This is a genomic window from Leptospira wolbachii serovar Codice str. CDC (assembly GCF_000332515.2).
In the GTDB taxonomy this organism is placed as follows: Bacteria; Spirochaetota; Leptospiria; order Leptospirales; family Leptospiraceae; genus Leptospira_A; species Leptospira_A wolbachii.
In genome coordinates this window covers 167660-193955 of record NZ_AOGZ02000001.1, presented here as the reverse complement: position 1 = coordinate 193955, position 26296 = coordinate 167660, and the positions used below count along the sequence as shown (strand labels likewise).

Annotated in this window: 31 protein-coding genes; 14 read left to right on the top strand and 17 right to left on the bottom strand. The window is 41.1% G+C overall.

Annotation, left to right across the window (positions count from 1 at the left end; translation table 11 throughout):
* The gene (locus LEP1GSC195_RS00930) at window positions 1–387 is read right to left on the bottom strand and encodes an LIC_11502 family protein (protein ID WP_015679534.1); all 387 of its coding nucleotides are present in this window, start codon (window positions 385–387) and stop codon (window positions 1–3) included.
* On the opposite strand from LEP1GSC195_RS00930, the gene queG reads away from it, so the two are divergent.
* Entirely contained in the window at window positions 386–1348 is a 963-nt protein-coding gene (gene queG / locus LEP1GSC195_RS00925) for a tRNA epoxyqueuosine(34) reductase QueG (RefSeq protein WP_015679526.1), read from the top strand. The two genes, LEP1GSC195_RS00930 and queG, sit on opposite strands and share 2 nt — an antisense overlap.
* 150 nt (window positions 1349–1498) lie before the next feature.
* Here the strand turns inward: queG and thiE are convergent, their stop codons facing one another.
* The 10 genes from thiE to LEP1GSC195_RS00880 all read right to left on the bottom strand — a co-directional run bounded on the left by thiE (window position 1499) and on the right by LEP1GSC195_RS00880 (window position 10367).
* Window positions 1499–2137, bottom strand: a complete 639-nt coding sequence (gene thiE / locus LEP1GSC195_RS00920; RefSeq protein WP_015679574.1) for a thiamine phosphate synthase — start codon at window positions 2135–2137, stop codon at window positions 1499–1501.
* Window positions 2127–2930 (bottom strand): hydroxyethylthiazole kinase, encoded by an 804-nt coding sequence (gene thiM, locus LEP1GSC195_RS00915; protein ID WP_015679558.1) that lies wholly within the window; start codon window positions 2928–2930, stop codon window positions 2127–2129. Before thiM ends, thiE begins: the two co-directional genes overlap by 11 nt.
* A gap of 11 nt (window positions 2931–2941) precedes the next feature.
* On the bottom strand, window positions 2942–3310 hold the full coding sequence (locus tag LEP1GSC195_RS00910; RefSeq protein ID WP_015679619.1) for a response regulator: 369 nt from the start codon (window positions 3308–3310) through the stop codon (window positions 2942–2944).
* A gap of 6 nt (window positions 3311–3316) precedes the next feature.
* Complete coding sequence (locus LEP1GSC195_RS20145; protein WP_015679745.1) at window positions 3317–3448, bottom strand: hypothetical protein; 132 nt, start codon at window positions 3446–3448, stop codon at window positions 3317–3319.
* 58 nt (window positions 3449–3506) lie between these two features.
* Entirely contained in the window at window positions 3507–4262 is a 756-nt protein-coding gene (gene map / locus LEP1GSC195_RS00905; RefSeq protein ID WP_015679567.1) for a type I methionyl aminopeptidase, read from the bottom strand.
* Between the two features lie 3 nt (window positions 4263–4265).
* Window positions 4266–4469, bottom strand: a complete 204-nt coding sequence (locus tag LEP1GSC195_RS00900; RefSeq protein WP_002978419.1) for a hypothetical protein — start codon at window positions 4467–4469, stop codon at window positions 4266–4268.
* Between the two features lie 13 nt (window positions 4470–4482).
* A complete protein-coding gene (locus tag LEP1GSC195_RS00895; protein WP_015679617.1) occupies window positions 4483–7713 on the bottom strand; it encodes a SpiroCoCo family coiled-coil protein in 3231 nt (1076 codons plus the stop codon).
* Window positions 7714–7796: 83 nt separating this feature from the next.
* Entirely contained in the window at window positions 7797–8432 is a 636-nt protein-coding gene (locus LEP1GSC195_RS00890) for a hypothetical protein (RefSeq protein ID WP_015679544.1), read from the bottom strand.
* A gap of 31 nt (window positions 8433–8463) precedes the next feature.
* Window positions 8464–9111, bottom strand: coding sequence for a hypothetical protein (locus tag LEP1GSC195_RS00885; protein ID WP_015679510.1), 648 nt, complete (start codon window positions 9109–9111; stop codon window positions 8464–8466).
* On the bottom strand, window positions 9111–10367 hold the full coding sequence (locus tag LEP1GSC195_RS00880) for a 1-acyl-sn-glycerol-3-phosphate acyltransferase (protein WP_015679467.1): 1257 nt from the start codon (window positions 10365–10367) through the stop codon (window positions 9111–9113). The genes LEP1GSC195_RS00885 and LEP1GSC195_RS00880 overlap by 1 nt, the downstream gene beginning before the upstream one ends.
* Window positions 10368–10414: 47 nt before the next feature.
* Here LEP1GSC195_RS00880 and lmtA point away from each other — a divergent pair, with 47 nt between their 5' ends.
* Window positions 10415–11176, top strand: coding sequence for a lipid A Kdo2 1-phosphate O-methyltransferase (gene lmtA, locus LEP1GSC195_RS00875; RefSeq protein WP_015679471.1), 762 nt, complete (start codon window positions 10415–10417; stop codon window positions 11174–11176).
* A 6-nt stretch (window positions 11177–11182) separates the two neighbouring features.
* Complete coding sequence (locus LEP1GSC195_RS00870; protein ID WP_015679555.1) at window positions 11183–11440, top strand: hypothetical protein; 258 nt, start codon at window positions 11183–11185, stop codon at window positions 11438–11440.
* Window positions 11441–11548: 108 nt separating this feature from the next.
* Here the strand turns inward: LEP1GSC195_RS00870 and LEP1GSC195_RS00865 are convergent, their stop codons facing one another.
* Window positions 11549–12130, bottom strand: coding sequence for a hypothetical protein (locus LEP1GSC195_RS00865; protein ID WP_015679627.1), 582 nt, complete (start codon window positions 12128–12130; stop codon window positions 11549–11551).
* Between the two features lie 74 nt (window positions 12131–12204).
* Here LEP1GSC195_RS00865 and LEP1GSC195_RS00860 point away from each other — a divergent pair, with 74 nt between their 5' ends.
* Entirely contained in the window at window positions 12205–13119 is a 915-nt protein-coding gene (locus LEP1GSC195_RS00860) for a TIGR01777 family oxidoreductase (RefSeq protein WP_015679694.1), read from the top strand.
* 63 nt (window positions 13120–13182) lie between these two features.
* A complete protein-coding gene (locus LEP1GSC195_RS00855; RefSeq protein WP_004787200.1) occupies window positions 13183–13587 on the top strand; it encodes a c-type cytochrome in 405 nt (134 codons plus the stop codon).
* Here the strand turns inward: LEP1GSC195_RS00855 and LEP1GSC195_RS19785 are convergent.
* Window positions 13584–13811: a hypothetical protein gene (locus LEP1GSC195_RS19785; protein ID WP_198012750.1), complete on the bottom strand. Its 228-nt coding sequence runs from the start codon at window positions 13809–13811 to the stop codon at window positions 13584–13586. The two genes, LEP1GSC195_RS00855 and LEP1GSC195_RS19785, sit on opposite strands and share 4 nt — an antisense overlap.
* A gap of 91 nt (window positions 13812–13902) precedes the next feature.
* Between LEP1GSC195_RS19785 and LEP1GSC195_RS00845 the strand changes: the two genes are divergently transcribed.
* The 3 genes from LEP1GSC195_RS00845 to LEP1GSC195_RS00835 all read left to right on the top strand — a co-directional run bounded on the left by LEP1GSC195_RS00845 (window position 13903) and on the right by LEP1GSC195_RS00835 (window position 17691).
* Window positions 13903–14253, top strand: a complete 351-nt coding sequence (locus LEP1GSC195_RS00845; protein ID WP_039926089.1) for an STAS domain-containing protein — start codon at window positions 13903–13905, stop codon at window positions 14251–14253.
* Between the two features lie 56 nt (window positions 14254–14309).
* On the top strand, window positions 14310–15590 hold the full coding sequence (locus LEP1GSC195_RS00840; protein ID WP_015679559.1) for a citrate/2-methylcitrate synthase: 1281 nt from the start codon (window positions 14310–14312) through the stop codon (window positions 15588–15590).
* Window positions 15591–15663: 73 nt separating this feature from the next.
* Complete coding sequence (locus LEP1GSC195_RS00835) at window positions 15664–17691, top strand: SpoIIE family protein phosphatase (RefSeq protein WP_051122329.1); 2028 nt, start codon at window positions 15664–15666, stop codon at window positions 17689–17691.
* 88 nt (window positions 17692–17779) lie between these two features.
* Here the strand turns inward: LEP1GSC195_RS00835 and LEP1GSC195_RS00830 are convergent, their stop codons facing one another.
* Genes LEP1GSC195_RS00830 through LEP1GSC195_RS00815 form a run of 4 tightly spaced genes read right to left on the bottom strand, consistent with a single transcriptional unit; the run spans window position 17780 to window position 21148 of the window.
* Window positions 17780–18703, bottom strand: a complete 924-nt coding sequence (locus tag LEP1GSC195_RS00830; RefSeq protein WP_015679689.1) for a TPM domain-containing protein — start codon at window positions 18701–18703, stop codon at window positions 17780–17782.
* On the bottom strand, window positions 18703–19368 hold the full coding sequence (locus LEP1GSC195_RS00825) for a TPM domain-containing protein (RefSeq protein ID WP_051122335.1): 666 nt from the start codon (window positions 19366–19368) through the stop codon (window positions 18703–18705). Before LEP1GSC195_RS00825 ends, LEP1GSC195_RS00830 begins: the two co-directional genes overlap by 1 nt.
* 44 nt (window positions 19369–19412) lie before the next feature.
* On the bottom strand, window positions 19413–20267 hold the full coding sequence (locus LEP1GSC195_RS00820) for a heme o synthase (RefSeq protein WP_015679490.1): 855 nt from the start codon (window positions 20265–20267) through the stop codon (window positions 19413–19415).
* Window positions 20267–21148 (bottom strand): COX15/CtaA family protein, encoded by an 882-nt coding sequence (locus tag LEP1GSC195_RS00815; RefSeq protein ID WP_015679602.1) that lies wholly within the window; start codon window positions 21146–21148, stop codon window positions 20267–20269. The genes LEP1GSC195_RS00820 and LEP1GSC195_RS00815 overlap by 1 nt, the downstream gene beginning before the upstream one ends.
* A 124-nt stretch (window positions 21149–21272) precedes the next feature.
* Here LEP1GSC195_RS00815 and LEP1GSC195_RS19780 point away from each other — a divergent pair, with 124 nt between their 5' ends.
* From LEP1GSC195_RS19780 to LEP1GSC195_RS00790, 6 genes are read left to right on the top strand one after another with little or no spacing between them, the layout of a single operon-like run.
* Window positions 21273–21425, top strand: coding sequence for a hypothetical protein (locus LEP1GSC195_RS19780; RefSeq protein ID WP_002978550.1), 153 nt, complete (start codon window positions 21273–21275; stop codon window positions 21423–21425).
* A 19-nt stretch (window positions 21426–21444) separates the two neighbouring features.
* Window positions 21445–22278, top strand: coding sequence for an SCO family protein (locus tag LEP1GSC195_RS00810; protein WP_015679691.1), 834 nt, complete (start codon window positions 21445–21447; stop codon window positions 22276–22278).
* Window positions 22279–23241 carry a cytochrome c oxidase subunit II gene (coxB, locus tag LEP1GSC195_RS00805; protein WP_015679500.1) on the top strand — a complete coding sequence of 321 codons (963 nt, stop codon included), beginning with the start codon at window positions 22279–22281 and terminating at the stop codon, window positions 23239–23241. It begins immediately after the preceding gene.
* Between the two features lie 9 nt (window positions 23242–23250).
* Window positions 23251–24867 (top strand): cytochrome c oxidase subunit I, encoded by a 1617-nt coding sequence (locus LEP1GSC195_RS00800; protein ID WP_015679607.1) that lies wholly within the window; start codon window positions 23251–23253, stop codon window positions 24865–24867.
* Complete coding sequence (locus LEP1GSC195_RS00795) at window positions 24854–25627, top strand: cytochrome c oxidase subunit 3 family protein (protein WP_015679688.1); 774 nt, start codon at window positions 24854–24856, stop codon at window positions 25625–25627. Before LEP1GSC195_RS00800 ends, LEP1GSC195_RS00795 begins: the two co-directional genes overlap by 14 nt.
* Before the next feature lie 13 nt (window positions 25628–25640).
* Window positions 25641–26237: a cytochrome C oxidase subunit IV family protein gene (locus LEP1GSC195_RS00790; protein ID WP_002978359.1), complete on the top strand. Its 597-nt coding sequence runs from the start codon at window positions 25641–25643 to the stop codon at window positions 26235–26237.
* The last annotated feature ends 59 nt before the right edge of the window (window positions 26238–26296 follow it).

The window sequence follows — 26296 nt, the reverse complement described above, 5'->3', positions numbered from 1 at the left end:
TTAGAACAATTCTCTCGAATCAAAATGTTTCCACTCCCAATGGTAGGCAGATTTGTCTCCGTATTGGATGCATTCCTCGAGCCAATTAGACTCGGCTTCCGGATGTAAAAAAGAATAGGTTTCCGATACCGAACGAATGAGCTCACTATATTCTGGAAGGATTTCGGGTAGAAGGGGGTCGGTATTTCTCTCGAGAAGTCTGACTACCGATTGGAGTAGTGCAAAGTAAATTCCCTTTCGCAGTAAATCCGGAATGCCTTGAGGTAGGGTGACTAGTGCTTCTATTTGTGGGAAGACGGAAACCAGTTTTGGGATGTGGACATACAAATGGCTTGGCAACTTAGATTGGATTTCAGTAAGATATAGTTCGTTCTTATTTTCACCCATGACAAATCCAATCTATCAAATTCGTTCTCAGATTAAAACCATTTGCGAGGCCGAAGGTTTTTCTTTTGTGGGATTTGCCGAGGCAAAGATCCCCGATTCGGATCTAAAACATTTGGACCAGTGGATTCGAGAAAACCGGTTTGGGAATATGACTTGGTTTGCGAAGGATCATGCTGTGGGAATTCGGAATCGTTTCGAAAATTTGGGCCTCGCTCCAAAATCTGTGGTTTGTCTTGGATTTGTGTATCGTTCCACTCAGGCTGATGAAGTGGTTTCCAGAATGGAATCAAAAGTTTCCCGTTATGCGTTAGGCTCTGATTATCATATTGTTTTAAAAGATAAAGGCAATCGAATTTTAAAAACTCTTCGCACTGAGTTTCCAGGTAATAAATTCCGTCAATCTATCGATAGTTTGCCCGTCGCAGAAAAAATTTTGACAAGGGAGTCTGGAATCGTTTGGCAAGGAAAAAATACCAATCTCATCCATCCGACTCTGGGGTCTTATTTTTTTCTTTCTACTATTCTCACTGATTTAGAGTTAGGTGGTCCAGTTCCCGAGGAAATTGTTACAGACCATTGTGGTAGTTGCCGTAAATGTTTGGACGTTTGTCCTACCGGCGCACTCGAAGAGTATAAAATGGATGCAAGAAAATGTATCTCTTACTTAACCATTGAAGATCGGGAAGAAACAGAAGCGACAGATTCTTTTTTGCAATGGGATCGTCAGGGTTGGGTGTACGGATGTGATCTTTGCCAAGAAGTTTGTCCATGGAATGCCAATGTCGCCAAACGAAACGGGGTAGAAACCAAAGAACCTGAATTTTTGCCCAGGACCTTTTGGACAGATCCGCAATTTACAGAAAAGGAATTTCTCACCAAAGAAGAGTTTGATTCTTATTTCAAAGATTCACCAATCGAGAGGGTTGGATTTGAAATTTGGAACCGAAACTTAAAACAATAGGGAAATCAGAATTTTAATGTTTTGAAGGAAATTCTGAGATGAAATTAATGGCACTCTGCAGTTTGCGTGAATGTTTAATATGAAACAGAGATTCACAACATTGTTAGGTGTAGTTTGTGCTTTTAAACGCAAATATAACAGTAAGAATCGCTAATGAAACTTTTCCGATAAAATTTCTGTTGCCAGTTTCGGATCCTTAGCAGAACAAATCGCACTTACAACCGCAAGGGAATCGGCGCCTGCGTCCAGCACATCTTTGGCATTGGATTCTTTAATCCCGCCAATCGCAACAATGGGAAGTTTTGTTTGGGTACGTAGCCATTTTAGGCCTTCTAGTCCCCAAGCAGGTTTAGTATTGGTTTTCGTATTGGTTTCAAATATAGGGGATACAGCAAGATAATCTAAGCCGGGATGGCTATCTGTTTTGATCAGAGAATGATAGTCTTCTTTTGTTTCTAAAGAGAGACCGATGATGGCATCTTTTCCCAAAATCCGGCGTGCGTCTTGCCAAGGGAGGTCTGATTGCCCCAGGTGGACACCGTTCGCTCCGGCCGCCAAACAAATATCTAGGCGGTCATTGATAAGAAGAGGAATGGAAAAGGGTCTTAGGATTTCTTTTAAATGTTTTGCAAGTTCTAAAAATTCTCGACTATCGGTTTCTTTTTCTCGAAGTTGGACAAGGTTTACTCCCCCAAGTGCTGCCAGCCGCACTACCTCTGCCAAACTATGCATTCGGCAAAGGGGTCTATCTGTTACCAAATAAACCCCACGAATTTTTTTATTCGCCATTTAACCTTTGTTTAATGGTATCTGCATTGATTTCATAAAGAGCATCTATAAATGCTACTTGGAAACTGCCAGGAGAGGATGTTTTGATTTTTGCCATTTCACCGGCAATTCCCATCACAGCCATCGCTGATGTTGCTGCACGAAATTGGTTTGCTTGTACAGCAGCAAAGGCACCACAAATGGCAGAAGCAGTGCAACCAAGTCCGGTGACCTTTGTCATAAGTGCATCCCCATTTCTCACTTGGGCTTTGTCTGTTCCACTTAAGATATAGTCTGTGGCACCAGAGATTACAACCACACCTCCGGTAACTTTGGAAAGAGACTTTCCTGAATCCACTGCGGAATCAGAAGAATCTGTTGCATCGACACCTTTGGTTTTTCCAGAAGAGTTGAGTGTAGAAAGAATTTCTGAGGCATTGCCTCGAATGATACTGGGACTACCGGCACCTAAGATACGACGGATCGCCATATTACGCAAGTTACTCGCTCCCGCACCTACGGGATCTAGTATCAAAGGTTTCCCAATAGAGACTGCTTTTGTTGCCGCTTTTTCCATACTTTGGATCCAAGGTTCGGAAAGAGTTCCGATGTTTATAACAGTTGCCGAACAGATAGTAACCATCTCTTCGACTTCATCGATGGCATGAGCCATAATGGGTGAGGCACCAATGGCGAGGAGCGCATTGGCGGTGTTATTCATGACTACATAGTTTGTGATATTGTGAACGAGAGGGGACTTAGAACGCAAAGCGTCCAAGTCGTCGATAGTGTTTTGAATGATTGATTGAGACATGCGGAGGTTTCCTATTTTTTGATTAAATCCGATTCAGACCAAGGTTTGTTTAAAAAACTATGCAGGTCCACTTCTCCTCTCAATTGATTGAGAGAGAGTTCATCGATATGACCAGAAATAATTATTTTCTTTATCCCTGGATAGGTTTTGTGGACATCCCTAAGAAACTCATCCCCCCTTTGGTTTGGCATAAGCCAATCGGAAATGATGATTAGGATGTCGATTCCTTCTACTGACAATTCTTCGATGATAGACCACGCTTCTTCCGTATTTTGGGCGGTCTCATAACGATACTCGTTCCCAAAATGTTTTTTGAGCTGAGACTTCAGACTCATCAGAATGATTTGTTCGTCATCAACGAAGAGGATGGCTTTATTCATTACGAATTACTTTCCGTCGTTCGGGCACTCGACAAGTTTGTCATGTCCAGGGCAGGAACGTTTTTCTTTGCCGGGGCAAATCGCAAACGACGCAGACGTGATGACAAAAAGACTAAATAGAGTGATGGCTAGTTTCATAAAAAATCCTCTCTTGGAATTAGACGACAGAACGAATGCGAAAGCAAGAACTTTTTGTTCAAACTTTTGTTAGAATTTCATACCCTTTGTCTGTGACAAGTATGGTATGTTCAAATTGGGCAGATAGTTTTCCATCTTTGGTACGGACGGTCCATTTGTCGGATCTATCAAAATTCACTTCCCAAGTTCCCAAGTTGACCATGGGTTCGACTGTAAAAATCATTCCGGCTTCGATTTTTGCCAATTTGCGGGGAGAGCGAAAGTGAGGTACTTGTGGTTCTTCGTGGAAATTTCGCCCCACGCCGTGGCCCATGAGATCTCGCACAATTCCATAACCCATTGGAGTTAGGAAATCATCGATGGCGTTTCCGATATCATCGATACGGTTTCCTGGTTTTACCTGTTCGATTCCGATCCACATGGCTTTTTCCGTATCGGCGACCAATTTTTCGGCTTCCGGGCTGGATTTTCCCCCGACGATAAAAGTTCTGGAGGTGTCTCCAATGTATCCATCCACAATGGGGGATACGTCCAAATTCACAATGTCTCCATCGGCCAGGACATCTTCTTTCTTCGGAATTCCATGGCAAACCACATGGTTGATGGAAGAACAGATGGATTTAGGAAATCCCTTGTATCCCAGAGGAGCCGACCTATGGCCGTTCTTTTTGGTATGGGCTTCTGCTAAATCGTTGAGTTCTAGGGTGGTAATCCCCGCTTTTACGAAGGGTTCTAAGTAAACGAGGAGTTCGGCGGCAAATTTTCCCGCCTTTCTCATCTTTTCAATTTCTGATTTGTTTTTAATGTAAATCACGGATTAGAAATCTGTGGACCGAACCGTTGTTCTTTTGTTGGCAGAGGTTCTTTCCAAAGCTTTGTCGATGAGTCGGTAGATTTCTTCGTTGATTCCATCAATCGCATCGCCGGAAGTCATAAATCCCTTACTTTTGATATATGCTTTCACTTTAGAAGTGACAATTAGGGATTCCTTCGACGTTGTTTCTGTTTGTTCTTCGGACATGGATACCTCGGTTTTATTTCTTTCTAACTCCGAGGATGCTATCTACGAGGGATTTTTCAATATTTAATTTTTCACTGATTGCCTCAGAAGACCACTGGTAGTTGTCGTGGAGGTTCTGGATGGTAGCTCTTTTTCTCTCGACAAGGGGATTTCCCGAAACTTTCCGGTCTGATTTTCCTGCCGGAGTGGGGTTTTGCATTGCCCCTTGGACAATGTCCAAGAATTCAGAGAGTTTTTCGAAAGTTTCGTCTGCCTCACCTAAGAGTGATTCTAAATCGTCCTTGGTTTCGCGTGAGGATTCTTTTAGATCTTCCAATCGTTTCTGGAGGGTGAGGATTTGGCGGTGGCGGTCAGAAAGATCACCTAGCAGCTCTTCGATTTTGTCAAATTTACGTTCCACCGAATCAATCTGTGCTTCCCGTTCCACAAGGAAGGAAGTGCGGTTTTCCGCTAGGCGGATGGTTTCCGTGAGTTCTTTTTCCCGAGCTTCCACCACTTCGATTTCGCGGTCGAGGATGTCTAGGCGGGATTGCAGTTCCCGTGCATTGTGTTTCTGAGTTTCCAAGTTTTCGACCAAATGGAAAACCGAGTCTTGTGATTCTTGTAAAGAAGAAAGAAAGGATTCGATTTTCGATTGTTCGGTAGTGAGTTTTGTCACACGAGTTTCTATGGAGCTAATCTCCGTTAGGCTCTGCTCGAAACCTTCCATAGTTTCTGAAACATGGACTAAGTTGGATGCAAGAATTTGCACTTGTTTGTCGATGTCTTCCGTTTGGAACTGTGCTTCTTTTAAGGTTTCTAGTTCACTTGCAATTTCTTTTCTAAGTTCTGAAAATTCTGAAATGGCAGATTGGTATAGGTCAAGGTCGGGTCGACTTTTTTCGAGGGCACCAAGGGCCTCGGAGATTTCTTCCACAGCCCGATTGGATTCGTCTGCAATCTGTTTGGCGGAAGCAAATAAGTCAGAATGTTCTTTTACTGTTTCTAGCTCACTGGAAAGTGTGACGATCTCATCTTTGAGTGTTTCCATTTCCGATTGGAAACTAGAGAGAGTTTCTTCTTTGGTATCGTTAAGGTCTTGTAAACCGTTCTTTATTTCGTGTTTTAAATCTTGGAAACGATCTAAACTTTCTTTTAAAAAGTCTTGGCTTTCTTTTGCTATTTCTTTGAAAGATTTTTCGTAATCTCTTTGGTAAGTTTCAATTTGCTTTTTGGATTCGTCTTTGGAACGTTTGATACTTTCTTCTAAGTTGCGGCGAACAGTACTTAGATGGTTTGTGATTTTTTCTTCGAGTTGACCAAGTTGGATATTTCCTTTATCCAAAAGTTTTGTCAATTGGTGAGAGATTTTGGTATCAATGGTTTCATTGAGTCTGTCCATCTTCTCTTCTTGTAAATTAAAGAAAGACTCTCCGGATTCCTCTAAGTGTTTGAGGATTCGATCCACTTCGCTGCGCGCGAGTTTCGCTTCTTCTTCCAAACGAGAAATACTTTCTTTAGTTTTGGATTCAGCAACCATTTCCAAATTGGATTTTGCTTTTTGAAATTGGTTTTGGAATTCCCCAAGCAGATCCGCACCTTCCACATGGATTTCTTTTAAGCGGTCTTGGAGTCTTTCAATACTATAATTTTGATCACCCCGCATTTTTGCGAGTTCGTCTTCCCATTTGCTGACAAAGTCTTCCAGATGACTGCTAGCGATACGAATCTTTTCTGTTACAATTTCTTCCGATTCTTTGGCCTTTTCTTCGGCTGTTTCCAAGATTTCATGCGCCGATTCACGGAGGGCTGATTTCAACTCCTCCACATATTCATCTACATCTTTCGTTTGTGCAGTAATGGATTCGCTTAAGTTTTTGACTTGCGATTGTACGGTTTCTAAATCGGATTCCATCTCCGTTTTTTGGAGTTGGAAATCAGAGTTCATTCTTTCTTCGAGTTCTTTTCTTAGTTCAAAAAGGGATGTTTTAATGACTGTTTCTTGATTGGAGCGAACAGAATCCAACTCGCGATCGAAGTCTTTTAATTCTTGGAGTGCACTTTTTTTCAGGGAACTTGCTTCTTCTTTTAGATCTTCCGAGATGCGGTGGAATTCTTCAGAGAAGGCTTCAATTTCGCGAATGAGTTCTTGTTTGCGGATGTCCGCTTGGCGAAGGAGTTTGTTTTCCGCTTCCAAATATTTTTCTTGGAATTGAATGATGGTTTGGTTGATTCCATCCGCCTGCCTTCTTGTTTCATTGATGATGTCGTCTCGTTTGGAAAGTGTTTCCAAAGACAAATCTTCAATTTCTCGTTTTATGGCATCTGTTTCCTGACTGAGACCTTTCATAAAAGAATCTTTGGTATGAGTGACTTGGTCAAAGATGGAATCAAAACGTTCTTGGATTTTTTTATCCAGAAGATTTACTTTCTCTTCTAGTTTCCCAGAAGCACGTTGGTATTTTTCTTCTAACCTTTCGTCAAACTTATCTACTTTGTCAGAAAGAAGGGAGGATGTGTCTTCGAATTTTGTTAGGCGAACATCCAAATCGCCTTGTGCATATTTCATGGATTCGAGTAGTAGATCCATTTCTTTACGAGCGTGGTCTAGGCGACCAGCTGTCTCGCCTACCATCACATCGGCATGCGATAAAAGTTTTTCTCGGGCGGTCTCTGCAATTTTGGATAAAGAATTATCAAGAAAGTCCGATTTGGTTTCGAGTAGGCTTTCGAGTTCAACCATCTTATGAGCAACAGATTGTAAAATTTCATCACTTCGGAGATTCAGTTTGTTTTGAAACGTATCCAACATAGATATGGATTCGTTATGGAGGGATTCCATGTCTTCAGAAACTTCGCGTAACTCTCGTTTGTGGGTATTGATCTGGGAGAGTCCTTCTTCCATGTATTGTTTTTCCCGGCGGACTTGGTTACTCAAATCTTGGATTTGTTCCATCTCACCCGATAAAGAAGAGAGATAGTCTTTACTCGCACGGATTTTTTCGAATAGGTCACGGGACTCAGAACTCAAATGTTGGATGTCTTCGGCAACTTTACGGGATTGTTTGACGGTGATGTCTAGGTCAATGCCGGCATCTTTCACCAATTGGATCTTTTGGAGAGCAACACCTTGGATTTCGTCCGTCAGTTTAGACGCATAACGTTTGAGTTGGGACAGTTTGGTGTTGGACTTGTCCAAACGACGTAGCCCAATCGTCACGGCAACACTGGCCAAAAAAGGTAATAAAAAGACTTCTAATCCCATTTTCTCAAAGATCCAATAATAGTATTATGTCGCATGAAGATGGTTGAAGAAAACCAGGCTTGGATTTTTTCCGCAAGCCTTTTTTAATTCAGTGAGAATTCACGGATTTGGAGCCAAAAACGGGCGAAAATCTTAGCTTCTTCGGCCTCTAAATTCGCCAACCTTTCCTTTGCCCCTGGGTCAAGGCGGAACATTTCGGAACTCATATCCGAAAGGTGGCCTTCCTCTTCTAAAATCAGATTGGTTAGGCGGATAGGAGAACCGGTTTTGTCCAAAATGTCGTCGTACGCTGCATAGACGACCATGGCCCGTTTTTCAATCACCGTAGTGGTGTACAAATAAGCAAGGTAGGTAAACTGTTTTGGGTCAGGGAAAATTTTGCGTAAACTGCGACGGACAAGGGTATCTAGTTTTGCGAAATAAATTCTTGCCGCAGTTCCTCGAACGAGTGCGGAGTTTTGGTATCCCAAATGGAAGCTGGGTTTGATAGTGCGAGCTGCTTTTTTAAAGAAGAGGGCATGCCTTGCTTCCTCTGTGGCATGTTTTAAAATCATCTCCGATGTTTCTTCGCTGGATTGAGTGAGAAGGATTTTTCTCGAACCCAAATGTTCTAAAAGGGAAAGTGTATTCAACCAAAGGGCATGGTTTGTTTCATTGGCAACAATATCGGAGAGAACTTTAGGAATGGAATCATTCGAAAGGACGGTAGCAGAACCCATAAATCCAAAATCTGAGATGCGTTTCTTTGGGCTAGTCTTTCTTCAGTGGAATGGTGAGTTGGGCAATGGTCTCTCCATCCTCATGGTAGATGCGAAATTGGTCTGTAGGAAGGCCTTCTCCTTTCAGTAAGATCACACAAAGGGCAATTCCAATTCCTTCTCCTTCGGAATTGTCTCCTCTTTCGATATAGTATTCCATGATGTCATTATAGTTTTGTGCATGAAGGAGAGAGTTTCTGATTTTTTGCATCTCCCCTCGCACGAGGGTAGTGTTGTTTCTTACATCAAACTTGATTTGGTCTTTGTTGTGTTCGATTTTGATATGAACATAGAGATTTCTTTCTTTTGCCAAGGGTTCAAATGTATTTCCTCGACCGGAAAGGATGAGGCTTTTATACATTCTGACACCTAACTCATAGTCGGCGGGAGAGTGGATGTCTAATTGATTTTCCTGAAAGAATAATCTTTTGAAGTTGGCTTTAAAGCCGTTGAGGATTAGGTCTTTAACGATAGTGAAAAGGATTGCGGATAAGTCTGAGATCCCATATTTTTCTGTAAGTGCATCCAGTATGATTACCAAGTTCTCATCCAATGTTTTGGAAGCACCATAGGTTGTCATTTCTATGGGACTAGACTGATTGACCCAGTCCTTTACTTGTTCTGGACTAAATGCTTCCATTAAAAAATATATTGGCTCGGAAACAAGGGATTGGATTTGGATTTTTCTTCCACAAGCATTGTTTGTAACTCTTTTCTTAGACGTTCTGTAATGGAATCTAGCGTTTTCTTTTTGTCTTCTTTATAAGAACTTAGATACTCATTGATCGTGAATGGTGTTCCGAATCTAACGATTGCTTTGTGGGGTCGTGGGCGAAATTCTCCAAAAAGTTCATTTTCGTAGCGGTATAAAAACTCATACAATCGTTCCGCACTCGGTAGTTCTTTGATATAAGCAGTTTGGATGGTAATAAAGTCATAAGCTTTGGTCGCGGCCTTTCTTGCCCAAGTTGCCATCTCTAGACTTGGGAGTTCACCGTTCGGATCGGGCATTCCCACAGACACCATTTCAAGAACACTTAAGATCCTTCTGAGTTTTTCTATGGCGTTGGCATCTGCATCCCATTTGGGGATATTGGCTTTTCTTGCTATGTTGTCGAGCATGGCATGGCGCATTCTACCCAATCGGTAGTCAAAGTCATCGGCTCTCCCTTCTTCTACAGGAACTCCATATTCTTTTTCTTCCCTTTCAATCATTCGTTTCCCCACAGATAAAAATCTATGGACGATATCTTTGCCAGTTTTTTCTATCCCTAACTTCTGTTCCATTCTGGTTATGGTTTGGTCGATGTCTTTTTGCATGGAATCAATGGAACCGTTCATTCTGTACTTAACGAAGGTAGGTAAAATCCAAATTTTTGCTTCTGCATCTTTTTTTAGTGCATCATCCAACCCCCAAAAACCCAATTGGGCCACTCCTGGTTGGAAGGGAAGGAGGGTATCGTTCATTCCACTTGTGGGTTCTCCTTCTGGAAAAAGAGCAAGTTTTCCCCCTTTGGAGGCAAGAATATCCCTTGAGGCTTTGAGCGACTCGCGGTCTGGCGCTCCAGCTAACACGGAATAGGCCCCAATGGATTGAATGAAGTCACCGACAAATCCATAAGCCCATTCAAACACCTCTCTTGCGGCCATATAGTGAAACCGAGAACCCATAAGATTGGCCGCATGGTAAGCAATTCCAGGTTCTTTGGTGGTAGGGTGGTTAGAGATATAAAGTAGTCTTTCTTTTTGAAAGGATTTTAATGTCTTTTGGTCCGTTTCTGAAATTTCGATGGATTCGAGGTTGTGGAGCATTTTATTGAGAACGGGTAAAGTCAGATCCGTAAACCATAAAGCCGGGAGATTGAACTTTGCAGGGATAAAGGATTTGATTGACATAGGACGAATGCTAACAACTTAATCAAAGGAAGCAAGTACGAATTCACATGGCACTTATAGAAGAACTCAACCAACAAGGCAATTTTCTCTTCCGATGGCGCTCCTACATTCCAGGAGTCATTTTGTTCCTTTCCTTACTGTATCTACCGTATGTCCCTTATTTCCAAGGTAACTATAACACCAATTTATATTGGCTTTGTGGTGCATTTCTTGTAAGTTTTGCGGGACTTTTTGTTAGATGTTTTACGATTGGATACACTCCCAAAAACACTTCGGGTAGAAACACAAAACAACAAGTTGCTGATGTGGTAAACCAATCAGGAATTTATTCGTTAGTAAGGCACCCTCTTTATGTAGGGAATTTTCTGATGTATCTTGGCCCAGTGTTTATTCTCCGGGATTTTGCTTTTGCACTCGTTTACATCATGTTCTTTTATCTATATTACGAAAGAATTATATTCGCTGAAGAATACTTCCTCCGTGGAAAATTTGCAAAAGGATATTTGGAATGGGCAGACAAAACTCCAGCTTTCATTCCTAGACTTTCCGGTTATGTAAAACCCAAATTAGGTTTTTCTTTTCGCAATATTTGGAAACGAGAATACCCAAGTTTATTTGGAATCATCGTTGTGTTTACAGTTTTCGATTTGATTCAAGTTTACTACCAGGAACCAGCACTCCGTTCCGCGGACATCACTGGAATTTGGAAACCTTTCCATACTTGGTTTTTTGGATTTGGTTTGGTGTTTTATGTTGTCACTCGTTTGATTGTAAAGACCACCAAACTTCTAGAAGTCGAAGGTAGATAAACCTTTATGAGTCGGTTGTCTAATGGTTGGAAGGTTCCAGAGTCTCTCGTTGATAAAAGGGAACTGATGGAATCTTACCAAAAAACGGTAGAGAGTATGGAGGCGGAAAACCCGCTTACCATCTTTCGAGAACATTTAGACAACGGACTTTTGTTTAAGGCAGGATTGCAAGATGCCATGAACCAACTCACAACATTTGCTAATTTGTATATGAGTATCATCGAACTAAAAGCAGAAATCGAGAAACAAACCAAGGGCACTTGATTTAGATTCCTTGTTTGTCAAAGAAATATTCTCTAGTAGACCTTCACAGAAACCCGCACTTTTTTAAAACATCTCAATCATTCGAAACAAAATACTGCTTAAAACATGTCACGGTATTTCCTTAAGTTCCACTTCTGAAAGACATCCTTCTGCGGAAAGGATTTTGAATTCTGGTGTTAGGATGTGAATGTTTTTTGGATAGTTGGTTTCTTTTTGAAATTTGGGAAGTTTAGAGAGAGGAATCGAAACTTCGGATTTATTTTTTTCTTCAAACCGGTAAACGAACGTTAGTTCATCTTTGGGCATTCTTAGCTCTTTGTCTACGTTGATACTTTCCCTTAATAAAAATCGCATTTGGAATGCAGGTAGTTTTTCACCAGGACAAGCAGAAACAATCAGATTTTGAAACTGGCGTGGTAAAAATTGAGTTCCATCCCAAAAATGTGATAGTTTCATTTCTAAGAAAAAATCAAATTCTTCTTTAGCGTTTTGTTTCTTTCTCCAAACCGTATTTTTATCTTTGTCTAATAGCAAATGAAGGCCACCAGATCCTGTACTATCTTCGATACGGAACGGTGGATTTTCATTATATTGGTTTATACTTTTTTTTGTTCCGGAAAATAAATAGTAGTTCCCGAAGAGAACAAGAGAAATGGCGAAGAGAATGGGAAGGACAATTACGGATCTCATATGAAAGAAAAAATTACGTTTACTAACAAAATGGGCTACTTCTTTTTTTATGATTCGATCCGAAAGGAGATCAGATGAAAATTGGGATCCTAGGTGGTACCGGCCTTATTGGTACAACACTCATTGAAACTGCAGTCCGTAAAGGACATCGTTTCCGAGTGTTTTCAAGAAAAACTTCCTTACCACCTGAACTTTCCTCCTACCCTGAATTGGAATTCGTTTCTTGCATTCTCCCACAAACAGCAGACTTAGAAGGTTTGGATGCAATCGTTAATTTAGTTGGTGAGCCAATAGCGGGCGTTCGGTGGACAGAAGAACGAAAAAGACTCATTCGTATTTCTCGCGTTGATTTTACGCGAGGACTTGTCGCACGTGTTTTGGATTTAAAATCGCCACCAATGGTTTTTGTGAACTCAAGTGCCGTTGGTTATTATGGAATGACGGAAGGAATTCACGAGCCATTTACTGAAAATTCCCCGCCTGGGGACGATTTCCTTGCCAAACTTTGTGTGGATTGGGAAAACCAAACTCTTCTTTTGAAATCGGCAGGCATTCGCTCTTTGGTATTGCGAACAGGGATTGTTTTGTCTCCTAAAGGGGGAGCTTTGGAAAAAATGATTCCTCCTTTTTTGATGGGGGTAGGTGGTGCCATTGCCACTGGAAAACAAGGAATGAGTTGGGTCCATATATTGGATTTCATCTCTGCCATGTTACACTTAATGCAGTTAGAATCAGCCTCAGGTGCTTATAATTTGGTATCACCCTTTCCGGTCAGTAATGAAGAATTTTCTAGTGTTTTGGCAAAAACACTGCACCGTCCCAACCTTTTCAAAGTCCCTTCCTTCGCCATACAAGCGCTTTATGGAGAAGGATCCGTTGTGGTAACGAAAGGACAGTATGTGCTTCCCGAACGACTTCTTTCTACCGGTTATGAGTTTCAGTTTCAAAATTTAGAAAAGGCTCTCTCAAATCTTTTAGAAAAACAGTGATTTCTTCTTTTCAAAAGACAAGAAGGATGAGAGACTGGAGCCATCCTTATCTCGGAGTAAGAAATGAACTCAAAAAAAGTCTTAGTCTCTTTATTCGCACTCTCCTTCGCATTCGTGATGGTAGCCTGTGGCGATTCCAAACCAAAAGAAGAAACACCAGCTGCTGTTGAATCTAGTGCTAGTGCGGATCCTGATCTTGCAAAAGGGGAAGAACTCTACCTACAAAACTGCTCTTCTTGCCATGGTGAGAAAGGTGCTGGTGACGGTGCTGCTGCTGCTGCTCTCAACCCAAAACCAAGAAACTACAAATCTCCTGCTTCTGAATGGAAAAATGGAAACACTGCTGCGGGCGTGACTAAAACTTTAAAAGAAGGAATCAAAGGATCTCCTATGGTTGCTTACGGACATTTGGGTGATGATAACATTCGCATCCTTGCTAAATACGTAGAACACCTTTCTAAAAATTAATCATTGTCTTTTTCGGTTCCGCCTACGGGTCGGAACCGAACACTTGTCTTTATGAACCAAATCATTAAAAAAGCTGATCGACCCACTTGTGATTGTGGGACCACACGTGACGATGAAAGTGCACGCAAAGTTGTAAAGTATTCCGCTTGGGGAATGATCGCCATGGGTCTTGTCGGGATATCAGCTACACCAACAGATGTATACTTTGTCTGTCGAAAATGCAAACAACCCTTCGGTCGAATGACGAAAGAAGAAAGAAAATCGAAATCCTAATTTTAGTTGACCCGCGTTCTCGGTGGATTTCCCTGGAAGCTAATGATGGAAGAGTTTAAGATTCGATTGGGATTTGAGAACGGGGGAAATCTCCCTGTGATCCATATTTCTGGCGAAATCACATCCGAAGCCGAAGAAGAGATTGTTGAATCTTACGAATCCATCCCGGCAGACAAACGCCTTCGTGTCATTTTGAACTTTTCTGAAACTTCTTATATCAATTCTGCTGGAATTGCCACCCTGATCAGCCTGATCACAAAATCATCTGAGAACCAGGGAAAAATCGAGTTTGCCGGACTCAATACCCACTTCCGTAAGGTGATGGATATTGTTGGTTTGACTGACTTTGTCCTCATTCACGATTCTCTTAATTCTGCACTCACCCAAGTCTAAATTATTCTAGATTCCAAACTTCCCTTCCGTAAGATAGGAGGGAGAGAGGTCTTTTCATGAGTGAAGTGGAATTCCACGTCAAGGGCAAAACATACAAATTACCGGTCATCGTTGGTACCGATGGAAAAGAAGGAATCGACCTAACCGATTTTTATAGAAAAACCGGCCTAGTCACAGTGGATCCCGGTTTGTTTAACACAGCCCTCGGTTTGTCGAAAGTATCTAGACGTGATCCAGAAAAAGGTGAATTGACTTATCGTGGTTATGACCTGAAAGAACTTGCTTACCATTCCACATTTGTGGAAACTTCGTTTTTATTAATTTATGGAAATCTTCCCACCAAGCAAGAGTTAAACGATTTTTCAAGTCGCCTCTCTAAACACTCAATGATCCACGAAGATATGTTGAATCTCTTTGATGGTTTTCCTGGTGTTGCCAACCCACTCGCTGTTTTATCGGTGATGGTAACTTCTCTTTCTAGTTATTATCTTCAAGAATATGAAGAGAAGCTGGATATGGGTGTGGATCTAATCGCAAGATTACTCGCAAAAATTCGTACCATTGCTGCGTTCACATACAAACATGCCGTAGGACACCCGTTTGTTTATCCATTGGATAAAAATCCATATTGCACCAACTTCCTTTACATGATGCATAAAATGCCTGCGGACAATTATGCGGTTCCCGAAGAGTTTGATCGTATATTAAACCAAATGTGGATTCTACATGCGGACCACGAACAAAATGTATCCAACACGGCCGTACAAGTGGTTGGATCCACACAAGCCAATTTATTTGCATCAATTTCAGCTGGGATCATGGCGCAATGGGGAGCTCGTGAAGGTGGACGACCCACCGCAGCGATTGGTCTTATTGAAGACATCATCAAAACAAAAACACCCGTTAAAGATTATTTCGAAAGGTTCAAACGTGGTGGCCTAAACATTCAAACTAACGGGTTTGGACAAAAGGCCTATGATGTGGTAAGCCCTCGTGCCCAAGTGGCTCGCGAGATCATACGCGAATTTTATAAAGGTAGAAAGTTGAGTGCCGTGGAAGATGTGGCTCTCCAAATTGACGAAATAGTTTGGAACGACTCCTATTTTATGGAAAATCTCCTCTATCCTAACTTAGAATATTACTCAGGGTTAGTATTTCACACATTGGGAATCCCTAAGAATATGTTCTCTGTAATGCAAGTGATTGGTAGACTTCCTGGATGGCTTGCTCATTGGAGAGAACAAAGGATGAAGGGAGACTTCTCAAAAGTTCGTCCAAAACAAATATATGTGGGTGAAAACCAAAGAAAGTACATCCCCGTTCAGAATCGCCTATAGGTCAGTTAAACTAGCATTCTCAATGAATTTCCGATGGTTCGGAATGGTTTGGTGTTTGGCACTGATTTCCTGTATGCCGAAAGAAGTGCCTCCCAAGGTGGAAAGAGGGGTTCTATCTGCCGAGTCGTATCTAAAAGACCAAACAAAAACAATAGAACTTGCAGGAGACTGGGAATACTATCCTGGTCTTTTGATTTCTCCCATAGAGTTAGAAACTTTGGACTCAACACGAGAACCTCACTTCTTTGAAGTTCCCGGAATTTGGTCAGAGTCTTTTTTTAAAAGGGGATTCCTTGCTGGTGATGGTTATGCTACCTTTAGCCTTAAAATAAATCATGGACATAAAGGAATTCCCCTTTCTTTAAAGGTCCCTGAGATGGAGACCGCCTACAACCTGTTTATTGATGGGGTGAAAGTGACATCGAACGGTGTGGTAGCCACCTCCTACCAAACTGGAAAACCCGAATACCGTCCTCGCATTGTCGATTTTTTTCCAAAAGAAAACCAAACTTCTATACTATTACAAATTTCCAATTACCACCATAGAAAGGGGGGACCTGCCCAAGTGATCATACTTGGAAGAACCTCCGATATCCATAACAAATATGAATTCGCTATTTTACGAGATATGTTGCTCGTTGGAAGCATTTTGTTTATGGGTATTTATCATTTGTTTTTATTTTGGAACAGAAAAAAAGATCCGTTTACTTATTGGTTTGCGCTCACTTGTATTCTTGTCGCCTTACGGGTGTTTGTTACAGGGAATAAATACATTATTCAATTGTATCCTGACCTTCCATGGGAAATCCATTTAAAATTAAGTTACTTAAGTTTCTTTCTAATCACACCTATTTTTGCCAGGTACGTTTATTTACTCTTTAAACCTTATTTTTCAAGACGAGTTTATGAATTCTTAAAATACCTAGGTTTTGCTTTTTGTTTTATTGTTTTGGTGACTAGATCATCGTTTTACACGTATTTAATGGTTCCGTTTCAGATTTTTACTTTGGCGGGAGCATTCTATGCATTTTTTGTTTTGGCCAGAGCCATTCGTGATTCGTTACCAGGTTCCATTATCTTTTTGGTTAGTTTTGCAATCTTTATTGCCAGTTTTATCAATGATATTTTGGTAAATAACCTAATCATTCATGGCCCCCTTACCATACATTTTGGAATATTTACTATGTTTTTTGTACAGTCCATTTACATAGCTAGAAACTTTTCTAAAGGATTTGTTGAGGCAGAAGATTTGGCAATTGAACTTTCAGATAAAAACCAAACTTTACAAGGTGTACAAAACCAACTAAAAGAATTAAATGAACGACTGGAAACTCGAGTCAAAGACAAAACAGAGGAACTGCAAGGAAAACTGGATCAAATTGGAAAGGATATGAGACTTGCGAAGTCCATCATCCAAAGTGTCACTAAACTCCCCGATATAGATTCTTATTTGAAAGTAGATATTTTATACAAACCAATTGCTGAAGTTGGTGGTGACATATATTTCGTAAAACGAATTCAGGATTTTTATTATCGATTCTTCTTGGGTGATGCGACAGGTCACGGTTTACAAGCGGCGCTCTATTCCATGATGATCCAATCGGAATTTGAGCGTGTATCTGCTGTTGCCATGCGACCGAATGATTTGTTGTTTTACATGAACCAACATTTTTATGATAAAAATGCAGACCTTCAAATTTATTTCCCAGCACTCGTAATGGATTTTGATTTTCATCAAAAAATCCTTCGTTACGCGGGAGGCGGTGTCCAAAACCAAATCCACATGAAAAAAAATGGAGCCTTCGCTAAGTTAGAAAACACAGGTCCCATCATTGGAATTTTGGAACACTACCGGTATGGAATATTAGAATCAAAGGTGGAATCGGGGGACCGAATCTTTTTGTATACCGACGGTTTGTTTGAAGAGTTAAACGAATCAGATGGAACCCAGGCTTGGACCGATTTGTTAGAGGTAATTCAAAGTACCGTATCTTTACCATTTGCGGAAGTTGTTCCCTCTATCCAAACCATGTTATTTCAGAGGATGAACAAATCACAGTGGAAGGATGATTCCACTCTTATTTTTATAGAAATCACCTAACAAAAAGTTATGTTAGGTGGTCTCTGTAAATCAATTTGGCTTCCCATTTAAAGAAATTAGTTTGTCCAATAGTAATCAAAATTCTGATCTACCAATCGCCGGAAGACCCACCCCCCGCAGAATCTCCACCACCACCTGACCAACTATCAGAACCACCGGAGGACCAGGAATCTCCCCCGCTAGACCAACCTCCACCACTGAAAAAACCATCTCCAGACCCGCCACCACCTTGGCCAAGGCCAAAGATTCTTTTTAAAATCATTACCAAAACAAATAGGGCAATAGCAACAAAAAGTGCAACGGTTCCACCAAAGATTTCAACTAACAAAGGATAAGTGATTAAAATGCCTATGATACTGAAAACAATTCCGCCAACGGCTGGTATAAAAAGAGAAAAAAATGTAAATATGGCACCAACCACTCCTGATGTGACCTCTGCAGAAGCATCACTCCCAGTTGTGTCCACATCATCTTCTGAAGGTGCGTATTCCCCACGAATGGCAGCCATTATGGCATTGACTCCTGCAGTAACTCCACCGTCCATATCACCCGATTTAAAACTGGGCCTAAGTTCATTGCGGATAATTTGTTTAGCTTGTATGTCGGTGAGGGCCCCTTCAAGACCTCGGCCCACAGCGATTCTCATCTTTCTTTCGTTAGGTGCAATGAGAAGGAGGACACCATTGTTTTTGTTTTTTTGTCCCAGTTTCCATTCATCAAAGATCTGGATCGAGACATCTTCTATGGTTTCATCGTGTAGGCTAGGGGTCGTATATACGGCAATTTGATTAGATGTATCCACTTCAAATTGTTTTAGATTGGATTCCAATTGGGTTATGGTAGCTTCTGATAAAATTCCTGCATGGTCCATCACTCGTCTTTCGAGTTTAGGAACTGGGAAAGGAGAGAGCTCTGTAAAGGTCTGCAAAAGAACCAAAACAAATAACCATACTTTCGGTTGTTTAATAATAGAATGTAATTTTGTATTTATAGACTTAGGGTTGATATTCATTACATCAATTTCCCACCGTCACGGATTTCGTTGGAGATTTCGTTTTTGTCGTCCTTCTCAATTTGGATATTGTATTTTTTAAGGAGGTCTCCACAAAAGAGAATACTCGAAACAATCCCATCTTTTTTCTTATTCGACTTCATCCCATCCACAATCAAACGAACAGCTTCATTCCATTCAGATTTAGGAACTACTTTCGCAATTTCTTTATCAGGTAATACTCGCACGAAGTGTTCAAATAAAGAAATGTAGATTAAAATTCCTGTTCTATTTTTGGTTCTAAAAACTTCTTCATCTAAAAAGGCTTCTTTGGCTCTTAGGTCGACAAAGTATTGTTTTGCGCCCCTAGATACTAAGTTGATTCTGACTTTTGGGAATACTGCTGTGATGGCTAACCCCAAAAGTGCCCCAACCCAAACAGAAAGAACAGCAAAGAAGGACTCGCCACCCCAAACAAGACTATAAAGATTTTGGGCTGTATAAAAGGTAACACCGCTGAGCCCACCCATAAGAAAGGCTCCAAACCAGGCCCATTCCTTGTAATGGTGAGAAGATTCGGCAAAAAAGGGAACGATTTCTGCGGAGGTTTTGGACTCTGCCTCTCCGACCGCTGACTTAATTTCATCCAAATCGGATTTAGAGAAATAACGTGCAAGTATGCTCATGGGCTGAAGAAAACCAGGAATCCCACCCAAATCAATCAAAAAACCTAGATTTTAGAATCGATGACTATGGCTAAACTTACCAAAAATAAGTGGAGGATGCTAAAGAAGAAAAACCTTTTTGCGAGTAATTTATCTTGGGAAAGTTTCAATCGATAGGCAAATACCAAAATCAAAATCGTTAGGAGGATTGCAGAAATAAGGAAGAGTACGCCCATCCGAGGATCCGCAAAGTAAAACCCAATGACGGAAGCAGAATAAGCAATAGCATATAAAAAAATCTGGTTCACTGTTTTCTGAATTCCTGAAACCACAGGCATCATCGGAATTCCTGCAAACGCATAATCATCTTTTAAGAAAATCGCCAATGCCCAAAAATGTGCCGGTGTCCAAAGAAAAATCATTAAAAATAAAACCCAAGCTGGGATGGGAAGGGCATTCGCCATGGCAGCGTATCCAATCAGTGGTCCAATACATCCAGAAATCCCACCGATAACAATGTTTTGTTCTGTTCTTGGTTTTAACCAAATTGTATATAAAAACACATAAGAAAGTAAAGCCGAAAAAGCACAAACGGCCGTTAGCAGGTTGACAAAGTAAGTTAAAATTCCAAATGCAAGAACCGCAACGGTAACTCCCAAAGAAAGCGCAAAAATAGGTGAAATTTCACCAGAAGGAATCGGTCTTTGTTTTGTCCTGTACATCACAGCATCTCTTTCTCTTTCAATGTATTGATTGAGAATGAAAGAGGCGGAACTCATTAAGTAAGTGCCAAAAAGTGTGATGAATATTTCCCAAAGAGATGGATATCCCGTAGTTCCTAAATACATTCCCGGAAGAACGGTAGCAAGGACAAGTACAGTGACTCTAGGTTTTGTGAGTTGGTTCCACAATCGGAACATTATAAAACCTCTTTTTCCTCAGACCTAAAATGATAAAAAGCAGCAATAAAACAAAACATGAATACGAGAACACCATTTAGCGTGTGTAATCCGGTAATTAGTTTCGGAAGTTGATATAAAACGTTCATGGCGCCAAGAAGAATTTGGAAAGAAATCAAATATGCCGCAATTTTAAGGCACTTTTTAACTTTTTCATTATTTAAGTAGAGGATTCCGTAAGCGGACAACGAAAGAACGGAGAGAGTTGCGATGTAACCAAACAATCTATGTTCCATTTGAAAACGGATGGTACCTATCATCTTTGGAAACCATTCTCCGTAACAAGTAGGGAAGTCGGGGCAAGCAAGTCCTGCATAGTGAGAACTCACTTTTCCTCCAAGAAAAAGTTGGTATAAAACAACAATGAGTACAAAAACAAAAAAATATTTGCCGGGCCTTTTCCATTGGAATACGGACGACCTGGATTCCGAGATGAGTAAACGAACGGTAAGGCATGCAGATAATAATAAAACTGCGTTGAGTAAGTGTAGGTTAACGGTTGTTGGGTGGAGGAGCTTTGTGACAGTCAGTCCCCCAAGGATTACTTGTGAAATCAGGAAAAAAAGCGACAAGGTCGCAGCAATTCCCAGTCGTTCACGAGTCTCTTTATTTCTAAGTATCCATATAAAGCCGATCCCTACAAGAATACCTAAGATACCAGAATAGTATCTATGGCCCACTTCCATAAAAATTTGGAATGTAAATTCTGGCACAAACTTCCCATGGCATAACGGCCAATCGGGACATGCCAATCCAGAATCTGTTGCTCTTACGAGTGGTCCGTAGAGAAGATTGATAAGGATCATAGCGGAAAGGATGGTGTAAAAACGTTTGAGTGTCATACGTCTATCTGTTTCCTCCAGGTTTTGTGATCTGAGTTTGGGGAAAATAAAATTAATCTTGCATCTTTTAAAAATTGTTGGATAAAAAGAGCAGTTTTTCGTATAGACTATATCAGGTAAAATTATGCAAAACACAGACCTTTACAATAAGGGTGGCTATTGGACTTTCCTTGTCACACTCGTAATCAACATTCTATTCTTCGCTTATATTTCCTTTGTTCATCCGGGCACTCCGGATAACCCTGGAATGGAATCGAAAAACGTTCAGTCCAAATAGGGTAATTCGCCAAACCTTCGTGAACATTAGATTTTTCTTTTTACTTTGTTTGTTTTGGTCTGGGGTCTTATATGCGTATGACCCACATTCCAATCTCACGCGGGAAAACAAACTCCCGAAGGAATTAGAAAATATCGGATTTTCCGATGTCACTGGAAAGTCTCTAAACTTGGATATCCCGTTTCGCGATGAATCTGGGAAAACCGTTCGTTTCTCTGATTTTCTCTCCAAAGGGAAACCAATCCTTCTCTCTCCGGTGTACTTCAAATGCCCTACACTTTGCAATTTTCACCTCAATGGTGTGTTCCAAGGTTTAAAGGCGCTCGATTGGACTCTCGGCAAAGAATACCAATACATTGCGGTATCCATTGACCCGAAAGAAAACGAATCCATTTCGTTTCCCAAAAAAGGTGCTTATTTGAAGGAATATGGTAGAGAGGGAGCAGAATCGGGACTCCACCTCCTGACCGGTACACAAGAATCCATTGATGCACTCACAAAACAATTGGACTTTCGGTATGCTTGGGATTCGGAAGCAAAACAATACATTCACGCCAGTGGAGTTTATGTTTTGACTCCCGAAGGAAAGGTTTCACGAATCTTTCAAGGGATCCAAATCGAACCAAGAGATTTAAAATTTGCCTTTCTTGAGGCATCTTCTGGTAAGATTGGGAGTTTTGTGGACAAGTTTGCTTTATTTTGCTTTCAATTTGATCCGAGAAAAAATAAATATACGATATACGCATACAGGATGATGCAATTCGGGGGGGCGGTCACCTTACTCCTTCTCGGTGCGTTTTTATACATAAACTGGCGAAAAATAACAAATAACAACCGTCAAGGAGTCACATAGATGTCTTGGAGCAGTCTCATTCCAGCGACCTCGTTCATGCCTATCCAGGCAACTGAAATCGCAAAAGAAGTCGATCTTCTCTATGCGTTTCTGATCATAGCAAGCCTTGTTTCGTTTGTCATCTTGATTGGTGGAATGACATGGTTCCTCATCAAGTTCAAACGTACAAGTTTAGACCAGAAATCTGCATACATTACTCACAATAATTTTGCAGAATTTCTCTGGTCGTTCATTCCTCTCATCATTATGATGGGGATTTTCTACTGGGGTATGGTCATTTTCGAAAAACTTCGAACTCCACCAGAAGACATTGCGGCTGAAATTCACGTAACTGCTGAGCAGTGGGCGTGGACATATCGGTATGCAAACGGAAAAGAATTTTATAGCTCTGCAAACGATCCTATGATTGTTCCTGCAGGAAAAGCAACGAAACTCATCCTCACTTCGAAAGATGTCATTCATAGTTTCTATGTTCCCGCTTTCCGAACCAAACAAGATGCGGTTCCCGGAAAACTCACCCAACTTTGGTTCGAACCAAAACAACCAGGTGAATACATTGTTTTCTGTACTGAATATTGCGGAACCAAACACTCCGGTATGATGATTAAAATCAAAGCTGTTCCTTCAGAGGAATATGCTGCTTGGTATCATGCTGAGAAAAAAGGGGAAGATAGTCCTGCCGATCTTGGAAAGACTTTATTTGCTCAAAAAGCATGTGCTTCTTGCCATTCGGTCGATGGATCTAGAATTGTTGGACCTACGATGAAAGGACTTTTTGGTTCTGGTAGAAAGTTTGCTGACGGAAGCCAATCTAAAGCAGATGAAAACTACTTACGCGAGTCCATTCTTGTTTCTTCCGCAAAGATCGTAGAAGGATATCCGCCAGCAATGCCGGTATTCCAAGGTCAATTGTCTGACGAAGACGTTGCCAATCTAATTGAATATATCAAATCCATTAAATAAGGAGCAGGGATGAGTTCAGCACATACAAAAACCGAACATGGCCATTCCACTGACCATAATTATCTGAACCACGGATCCGGAATCTGGTCTTGGATGACCACTCTGGACCACAAACGCATTGGTCTTATGTACTTTGCAACAGTTTCCACCCTTTTCTTAATCGGTGGTTTCTTTGCTTTAGGAATTCGTTTGCACTTAGCTAAATTTGGTGCCACACCACTTTTAGAACCGGACACTTACAATAAGTTTATGACCTTCCATGGTGCCATTATGGTATTTATGGTAATCATTCCGGGAATTCCGGCATTTCTTGGAAACTTTATCCTCCCTATCCAGTTAGGTGCTAAGGATGTTGCTTTCCCAAGACTGAACCTTGGTTCTTACTACATTTTCATTGCTGGGGCTGCCATTGCTGCTTCTTCCATGATCTTTAACCAAGTAGATACAGGTTGGACATTCTATACTCCTTACTCTACAGCAAAGACTTCGAATGGAGTGATTTTGCTTGTTTTGGGTGCCTTTACTATGGGTTTTTCTTCCATTCTTACGGGATTAAACTTCATTGTAACCACTCATAAACTCAGAGCTCCTGGAATGACTATGGACCGAATCCCTCTTATGATTTGGGCTTTGTATTCCACTTCAATCATTCAGATCCTCGCTACACCAATTCTTGCCATCACACTTCTTCTCATTGGTGCCGAGAAAACTCTTGGTGTGGGAATTTTTGATCCAGACTTGGGAGGAGATCCAGTTCTTTTCCAACACTTCTTCTGGTTCTATTCTCACCCGGCTGTATACATCATGATCCTTCCTGCGATGGGTGTGATCTCTGAACTCATCACTGCGTTCTCCAAAAAAACAATTTTCGGATACCGTGCGATTGCTTACTCCTCAGTAGCGATTGCAGCAGTATCCTTTCTTGTTTGGGGACACCATATGTTTGTTTCTGGTCAGTCTACACTCGCTGGTATCATTTTCTCCATCATCACCATGTTTGTTGGGGTTCCAACCGCCATCAAACTTTTCAACTGGATCTCTACTATGTATCGCGGAACAGTTACCTTCGAAGCGCCAATGCTCTTCGCTCTTGGTTTTATGTTCTTATTTACAATCGGTGGTTTGACAGGGGTTTTCCTTGCATCAACGGGTATGGATGTTCACTTCCATGACACTTACTTTGTGGTAGCACACTTCCATTACGTAATGGTGGGAGGTACTCTTATGGCACTGATGGGCGGTATTTTTTACTGGTTCCCAAAAATGTTTGGAAGAATGACCTCCGACCTGGGTGGAAGAATCTCTTGGGTTCTTATCTTCACTGGATTCAACGTAACCTTCTTCCCTCAGTTCATACTCGGGGCTATGGGAATGCCAAGACGTTACTTTGACTACCTTCCTGAATACACTAACCTAAACCAAATCTCTACCGTGGGTTCTTGGCTCATTGGACTTGGATTTGTGGTTGCTCTTATCACCATGATTCATGGAATTTTGAAAGGGGAAAAAGCTCCTGACAACCCTTGGGGTGCAAAAACACTCGAATGGCAAACGTCTTCTCCACCACCACACGAAAACTTTATCAATACTCCAACAGTAACTGCAGGGCCATATGACTTCCGTTAGTTCTTCAAGTGAATTTCAACACCAACACCATTTTAAGAGTGCAGACCATCAGTATGCCTCTTCCAAACAAGGGATATGGATATTCCTTTGCACTGAGATCCTGATGTTCGGTGGCCTATTCGTAGGTTACCTAATCTATCATTCTCTTTACCCAACTGTTTTTAAAAATGGTTCAGAAACTTTAGATTGGAAAATGGGTGCGGTAAACACCGTTGTCCTTCTCATCAGTTCCTTCACAATGGCGGCAGCGATTAACTATGTGCAACGTGGTTTGCATAAAGTAGCGGCGATTATGCTTGCGCTTACGATCGCTTGTGCGGGTGCCTTCATGGTAATTAAATACTTTGAATACAGTCACAAGTTTCATGTAGGAACCGTTCCTGGAAAGTTTTCTCTAGTGGATCCAGCATGCTCTGCTGGTGGAAAACGAGCAGAGTGCGAATCTAAGATTTCTGCTCTTTTGAAAAACCCAGCAGAACTTGAAAAGAACCATGTAAATGCAGAAGAAGTATCTCGCCTAAAAGCGGTGATTTCTCAACCAAAATGGGAAATGTTTTATGGTTTTTACTTTGTAATGACTGGTCTTCACGGGGTGCACGTGGTAGCTGGTGCTTTCCTAATCTTCTGGGTTTTCATTAAAACTTTGAGAAGAAAGGTCGGACCTGAATACTACACTCCAGTGGAAGGTGTGGGTCTTTTCTGGCACGTAGTGGACTTGGTATGGATTTACCTCTTCCCACTTCTTTATTTGGTAGGATAAAAGGTATTATAGAATGGAATACGTAATCAATTACGGACTTTACTTCATTGCTCTTGTTGCAGTTTTCACTCCAATTCTTGGATTTGGAATTTTTGCTCCAGGGATTGCAACGGCTACCATTTTAGGATTTATCGTAAACTGGTTCGGTCAGTTCTTTCAAACTGATCGGTTTGCAAAATTTACAGACGAAAACAAAGACAGCAAATTGCTAAAATTTGTTTTAGGTGATGAAGATCACAAAGAAGACCATGCGTCTGCTTCCATGTGGGTAGAAGATGGGGAAGAGGAAGAAGAACATGACCACCATGTGATTTCCATTAAAACATACGTATATGTTCTATTGGCTCTTTTCTTTGGAACTTTTATCACTGTTTGGGTAGCACAATACGACTTAGGAAAGTGGAACATGATTGTAGCCATGGCAGTTGCAACTTGTAAAGCGTTCTTCGTTTTGGCTTACTTCATGCATTTAAAGTATGATAATATGCTGAACCGTGTTATTTTCCTATCAGCATTTGCTTTCTTGGCACTTCTTTTTGCTTTCTCTTTCGGCGATATCATTTCTCGAATTGCTCCGACGACAGAGTTCCCAGCAAAACCTTTCTTCTAGAAAAAAATTGCCAAAACGATTTTAAACAAGCCCGCCCTTGCGCGGGCTTTTTCGTCTAA

Excerpts from the sequence above, each read along its gene's own strand:
- LEP1GSC195_RS00840 (WP_015679559.1), top strand. The coding sequence starts at position 14,310 with ATGAGTGAAGTGGAATTCCACGTCAAGGGCAAAACATACAAATTACCG.
- queG (WP_015679526.1), top strand. The coding sequence starts at position 386 with ATGACAAATCCAATCTATCAAATTCGTTCTCAGATTAAAACCATTTGC.
- LEP1GSC195_RS00855 (WP_004787200.1), top strand. The coding sequence starts at position 13,183 with ATGAACTCAAAAAAAGTCTTAGTCTCTTTATTCGCACTCTCCTTCGCA.
- LEP1GSC195_RS00815 (WP_015679602.1), bottom strand. The coding sequence starts at position 21,148 with ATGACACTCAAACGTTTTTACACCATCCTTTCCGCTATGATCCTTATC.
- LEP1GSC195_RS00845 (WP_039926089.1), top strand. The coding sequence starts at position 13,903 with ATGATGGAAGAGTTTAAGATTCGATTGGGATTTGAGAACGGGGGAAAT.
- LEP1GSC195_RS00900 (WP_002978419.1), bottom strand. The coding sequence starts at position 4,469 with ATGTCCGAAGAACAAACAGAAACAACGTCGAAGGAATCCCTAATTGTC.
- LEP1GSC195_RS00835 (WP_051122329.1), top strand. The coding sequence starts at position 15,664 with ATGCCGAAAGAAGTGCCTCCCAAGGTGGAAAGAGGGGTTCTATCTGCC.
- thiM (WP_015679558.1), bottom strand. The coding sequence starts at position 2,930 with ATGTCTCAATCAATCATTCAAAACACTATCGACGACTTGGACGCTTTG.
- coxB (WP_015679500.1), top strand. The coding sequence starts at position 22,279 with ATGTCTTGGAGCAGTCTCATTCCAGCGACCTCGTTCATGCCTATCCAG.
- LEP1GSC195_RS00880 (WP_015679467.1), bottom strand. The coding sequence starts at position 10,367 with ATGTCAATCAAATCCTTTATCCCTGCAAAGTTCAATCTCCCGGCTTTA.
- LEP1GSC195_RS00790 (WP_002978359.1), top strand. The coding sequence starts at position 25,641 with ATGGAATACGTAATCAATTACGGACTTTACTTCATTGCTCTTGTTGCA.
- LEP1GSC195_RS00860 (WP_015679694.1), top strand. The coding sequence starts at position 12,205 with ATGAAAATTGGGATCCTAGGTGGTACCGGCCTTATTGGTACAACACTC.
- LEP1GSC195_RS00795 (WP_015679688.1), top strand. The coding sequence starts at position 24,854 with ATGACTTCCGTTAGTTCTTCAAGTGAATTTCAACACCAACACCATTTT.
- LEP1GSC195_RS00820 (WP_015679490.1), bottom strand. The coding sequence starts at position 20,267 with ATGTTCCGATTGTGGAACCAACTCACAAAACCTAGAGTCACTGTACTT.
- lmtA (WP_015679471.1), top strand. The coding sequence starts at position 10,415 with ATGGCACTTATAGAAGAACTCAACCAACAAGGCAATTTTCTCTTCCGA.
- LEP1GSC195_RS00885 (WP_015679510.1), bottom strand. The coding sequence starts at position 9,111 with ATGGAAGCATTTAGTCCAGAACAAGTAAAGGACTGGGTCAATCAGTCT.
- LEP1GSC195_RS00870 (WP_015679555.1), top strand. The coding sequence starts at position 11,183 with ATGAGTCGGTTGTCTAATGGTTGGAAGGTTCCAGAGTCTCTCGTTGAT.
- LEP1GSC195_RS00910 (WP_015679619.1), bottom strand. The coding sequence starts at position 3,310 with ATGAATAAAGCCATCCTCTTCGTTGATGACGAACAAATCATTCTGATG.
- LEP1GSC195_RS19780 (WP_002978550.1), top strand. The coding sequence starts at position 21,273 with ATGCAAAACACAGACCTTTACAATAAGGGTGGCTATTGGACTTTCCTT.
- LEP1GSC195_RS00930 (WP_015679534.1), bottom strand. The coding sequence starts at position 387 with ATGGGTGAAAATAAGAACGAACTATATCTTACTGAAATCCAATCTAAG.
- LEP1GSC195_RS00895 (WP_015679617.1), bottom strand. The coding sequence starts at position 7,713 with ATGGGATTAGAAGTCTTTTTATTACCTTTTTTGGCCAGTGTTGCCGTG.
- LEP1GSC195_RS00800 (WP_015679607.1), top strand. The coding sequence starts at position 23,251 with ATGAGTTCAGCACATACAAAAACCGAACATGGCCATTCCACTGACCAT.
- thiE (WP_015679574.1), bottom strand. The coding sequence starts at position 2,137 with ATGGCGAATAAAAAAATTCGTGGGGTTTATTTGGTAACAGATAGACCC.
- LEP1GSC195_RS00890 (WP_015679544.1), bottom strand. The coding sequence starts at position 8,432 with ATGGGTTCTGCTACCGTCCTTTCGAATGATTCCATTCCTAAAGTTCTC.
- LEP1GSC195_RS00825 (WP_051122335.1), bottom strand. The coding sequence starts at position 19,368 with ATGAGCATACTTGCACGTTATTTCTCTAAATCCGATTTGGATGAAATT.
- LEP1GSC195_RS20145 (WP_015679745.1), bottom strand. The coding sequence starts at position 3,448 with ATGAAACTAGCCATCACTCTATTTAGTCTTTTTGTCATCACGTCTGCG.
- LEP1GSC195_RS00865 (WP_015679627.1), bottom strand. The coding sequence starts at position 12,130 with ATGAGATCCGTAATTGTCCTTCCCATTCTCTTCGCCATTTCTCTTGTT.
- LEP1GSC195_RS00830 (WP_015679689.1), bottom strand. The coding sequence starts at position 18,703 with ATGAATATCAACCCTAAGTCTATAAATACAAAATTACATTCTATTATT.